We start from the raw sequence: 3,917 nt of genomic DNA on the forward strand, positions 1-3,917 counted from the left end.
CTACGAAAACATGCTCGCCCTGAACAACGTGAGTATCACCGCAGAGAACGGGCAGATCGTGGGCATCTTCGGTTCCAATAGCGCCGGTAAGAGTACGCTGATGTACACCTTGTCCGGCATTATACTCGATATCCGCAAGAAAGAAGAGATGCGCGGTGGAGAACGGATCTCACTCTTCGGCAGCATCATGCTCGACGGTCAGGATATTTCCAGCCTCAAGCCGCACCTGAGGGCGAAGCAGGGCGTCATCCTCTGCCCCGAGCGGCGCAGGATCTTTCCCGAAAGCAGCGTCATGGAAAACCTGAAGATCGGAGCTTATCTTGCAAACAAGCAGGAGACAAAAGAGAATATCGACTACGTGCTGAACCTATTCCCACGCCTGAAGGACCACCTCACTCGGCAGGGCGGCTTCTTAAGCGGTGGCGAGCAGCAGATGCTTGCCATCGGCAGGGCGCTCATGGCCAAGCCCAGAGTCCTCCTTCTGGACGAGCCGCTCCTCGGACTGAGCCCGGCATACCAGAAAATAGTTGTCAACGGAGCGAAAGCGATCCGCGACGCGAAAGGAATCACCATCATCATCACAGAACAGTATGCTCGTCCGGTTATCCCGATCATCGATTACGGATACATCCTGGAGAACGGTTCCAACGTGCTTTCAGGAACTAAAGAGGAACTGCTCGACAACCCGGATGTCAAATCCGCATATTTTGGAGTGTAAGAGGATTACAATGGCGTATCCCGAGGAATGCACCTTCACGCGCTTCGATGAGATGGCAAAGAAGTACGCCCGCCATACGGCGCTGATCTATCTCGGACAGCGTTACACCTACAAGATGCTCAATTATTATATCGAGAAGTTCGCACTGGGCCTGGTTGGGCTCGGCATCTCACCGGGCGACAAAGTGATGATCTACATTCCGAATTGCCCCCAGTGGGTTATCGCCAACTACGCGATCAACAAGATCGGTGCGGTGATGGTGCCTGTGTCGCCCATTTACACAGCCTACGAGATCGAATACATCATCAAAGACGCCGACGTGAAAGTAGTGATCTGTCTCGACACTAACTTTGGATATGTCAAAGAGGTTATGCCTGCGACGGGTCTCAAGAACATCATTGTCACGAACCTGGTGGACCTTATTCCCTGGTGGAAAAGAGCAATAGGCACTGCCTTTGATAAAATTCCCAAAGGCTCCACCGAGAAGGGGCCGCATATCTTCTGGTTTGAAGATATCATGCGTCATAATCCCCCTACCCCGCCGGAGGTCAAGATCGATCCGTGGAAAGACCTTGCCTATATTATGTACACGGGCGGTACAACCGGGTTTCCAAAGGGTGTTGCAGGAAACCACATGGGCGAGACGTCGTATATTCGCGACATCATGGACGACGTGATCGGCGACCGCACACAGGAAGGCAAGGACGTCGTCATCATGATCAACCCCCTGTTCCACATCATGGCCAAGGGTTTCATGATCGCCTTCGGTTTCAATTTTGGTAACGCGGTCGTACTCATGCCGTCACCTGAGGTTGATGCGACACTATCCGCCATTGAGCGCTACAAGGTCCGCTGGATGCTGGGCGTGCCGGCGCTGTATCGCATGATCCTGGAGAATGACCGCGTGGACCAGTACGACCTCAGTTCCCTGAAGTATTGTTACTGCGGTGGCGATGCGCTGCCCGCTGAAGTGTACAAGACATGGCAGCAGAAATACGGCGTCTACCTCTACCAGGTGTATGGCTCGACTGAGGCCGGACACGTCACGTACAGCCCGCTCGATAAGGTGCCGGCACCGACGACCGTGGGCAAGCCTCTGAAATCCCGGCGCGTGATTGTTGCCGATAACGAAACGCTCAAACCCGTGCCTCAAGGAGAGACAGGGGAACTCATGGTGACGTCTGATTTTACGGTGAAGAGCTACTGGCAAAAACCCGAGGAAACGGAATATTCATATATCCAATTGAACGGGGATACCTATTACCGCATGGGCGATTTTGTGCGCATGACAGAAGACGGCGAGATCGAATTCGTCGAGCGGACCGCCGATATCATCAAGTACAAGGCGTACCGCGTCTCCGCATCCGAAATTGAAGCTGTTCTCCAGGATCATCCGACGGTGATCGGCTCCTGCGTTGTGGGCATTCCCGATCCGAAAGTCGGTGAGCGCATCAAGGCTATCGTGGTTCTCAAAGAAGATGCCAAGGGCGTCAACAGCGCCGAACTGCTGCGCTGGGCACGAGACCGGCTCGCACCCTACAAAATACCACACTACATAGAGTTCAGGGATATGCTTCCAAAATCAAAAGTGGGCAAGCTCCTCCGCCGCGAGATCAGGGACGAAGAAAAGAGAAAGCTGCAGAAAGAACGCCGGAAATCCTGAGTCCACGCTTACGCCTATCAGTAATACGGGTTCGAATTCAAGCTGGAGACCGTGCCACCCGCGAATAAAGAGTTTGGTAAATGGCCGGGTACCCGGCTAAAACAGTGGGGTGTGCTGAGGCGTACCTTGAGGGTACGTCGAACGCCCGCAGGCCGGTACCCGGGCGTAACGATAATCCGCCCGCGGCGGATATACACTTGAAGGCGAATCCGGATTGCGTTTTGTAGTTCGCTGTGCTATAAAAATCGCTGATCGCCGACGTAGCTCAGCGGTAGAGCAGCTGATTCGTAATCAGCAGGTCCGGGGTTCAAATCCCCGCGTCGGCTTTAATTTCAAGTATTTATAGTTCATCTGGGAAAGACGAACAGGCCTTTAGTCACCGCTGGTCACCGCGCGTCTTTCGAGGCCGTCGAAGCATAGAAACAGTTCGAGATAATATTCCCCTCGCAACCTGAGTATAAATCTGAGTGGTGCGAACATCCTTGTGCCCTAGAAGCACCTGTATCGCTCTGAGGTCTCCACCACTATTAAGCAAATGAGTTGCAAAAGCATGTCTCAATGTGTGTGGCGTAACCCTTAGGCTTAACTTTGCTTTCTTTTTTGCCCGTCTGATTGCCTTTCGGCCATCAACCAAAGCTTCACCGGTTCTGGGGCTGGGAAATACAAGATCATTGGGTTTCCCGCGCCTCGAGTGCGATCGTGAGCCTCACCCGGTCAGCCGCACCGATGGTTGTGAGGCCCACGCTCTCCGTTGCGGCCTGGAAGATCTTATGTGCTTTCTCCCGGGCCTGGCGCTTCCTGCGCATGGTCCGGGTGACCAGTATTGTTATGGCAGCAAGACCCGCTCTGCGTACATCCTCCGGAAAGGGATGGGTCTCGAGGAGCGCCCAGAGGCTCTTTGCATTCATCGACCAGAAGAGCTGCCTGAGTTCGGGAAAGTAGTCATCCAGCACCGCCTCCAGGACATGCTTCGATCCTATGTTCTGGCGCAGAGTCCGTTCGCGCACATGAGCCAGGGTCCGTAGTTCGCGGAAGATACCGTGTTCGATACTGGTATCGATATACTTCCCTTCACGGACGATAGTGGCTATCGTGAACGCATCCTTGATATCGCTCTTTGCGGGAGAGCTCTCATCCAGCTCCCACTGGTGCCTGAGGGCAGTGGTACGGATGAACCGGACCTCGTAGCCTTTTTCTCTGGCGAAGAAAGCGATCTTCCTCCAGTAGTGGCCGGTCGGCTCCATGCCGACCAGAACATCGGTGAGCTTATGCTTCTTCTTGGTCTTCATCACCATCGTCTGAAAAAAGTCAAAGCCCTTCCGAGAATTGTAGACCGTGGGATAGCGCCCCAGTATGTTTCCTTCCTTGTCCATGAAGCAGGCCGCGTTGAACTCACTGCCGATGTCCATACCGATCACCAACGTGTGGTCCCCGATCCTCTTGCGTTTCTCCAGCTGTTTGCTATACTGTTTGTTATGCATGGGCATCACTCCTCCTGTTAAGATGTTTTGGTTCGCACCTTAAACATGTCCTTAA

Annotated in this window: 3 protein-coding genes and 1 tRNA gene; 3 read left to right on the forward strand and 1 reads right to left on the reverse strand. The window is 53.6% G+C overall.

Annotation, left to right across the window (positions count from 1 at the left end):
- The 3 genes from VMT71_15920 to VMT71_15930 all read left to right on the forward strand — a co-directional run.
- Nucleotides 1–718 (forward strand): ATP-binding cassette domain-containing protein (locus tag VMT71_15920; protein ID HVN25460.1); only part of this gene is annotated, 718 nt, incomplete at its 5' end.
- A gap of 10 nt (nucleotides 719–728) precedes the next feature.
- Nucleotides 729–2,381, forward strand: coding sequence for an AMP-binding protein (locus VMT71_15925; protein HVN25461.1), 1,653 nt, complete (start codon nucleotides 729–731; stop codon nucleotides 2,379–2,381).
- A 254-nt stretch (nucleotides 2,382–2,635) separates the two neighbouring features.
- A tRNA-Thr gene (locus tag VMT71_15930) sits at nucleotides 2,636–2,707 on the forward strand.
- Nucleotides 2,708–3,049: 342 nt separating this feature from the next.
- On the opposite strand, the gene VMT71_15935 is transcribed toward VMT71_15930, so the two are convergent.
- Nucleotides 3,050–3,862, reverse strand: a complete 813-nt coding sequence (locus VMT71_15935) for a transposase (protein HVN25462.1) — start codon at nucleotides 3,860–3,862, stop codon at nucleotides 3,050–3,052.
- Between the last annotated feature and the right edge of the window lie 55 nt (nucleotides 3,863–3,917).

This window comes from Syntrophorhabdales bacterium (genome assembly GCA_035541455.1).
In the GTDB taxonomy this organism is placed as follows: Bacteria; Desulfobacterota; Syntrophorhabdia; order Syntrophorhabdales; family WCHB1-27; genus JADGQN01.

Coding starts and splice junctions, on each gene's coding strand:
- VMT71_15925 (HVN25461.1), top strand. CDS start 729: ATGGCGTATCCCGAGGAATGCACCTTCACGCGCTTCGATGAGATGGCA.
- VMT71_15935 (HVN25462.1), bottom strand. CDS start 3,862: ATGCATAACAAACAGTATAGCAAACAGCTGGAGAAACGCAAGAGGATC.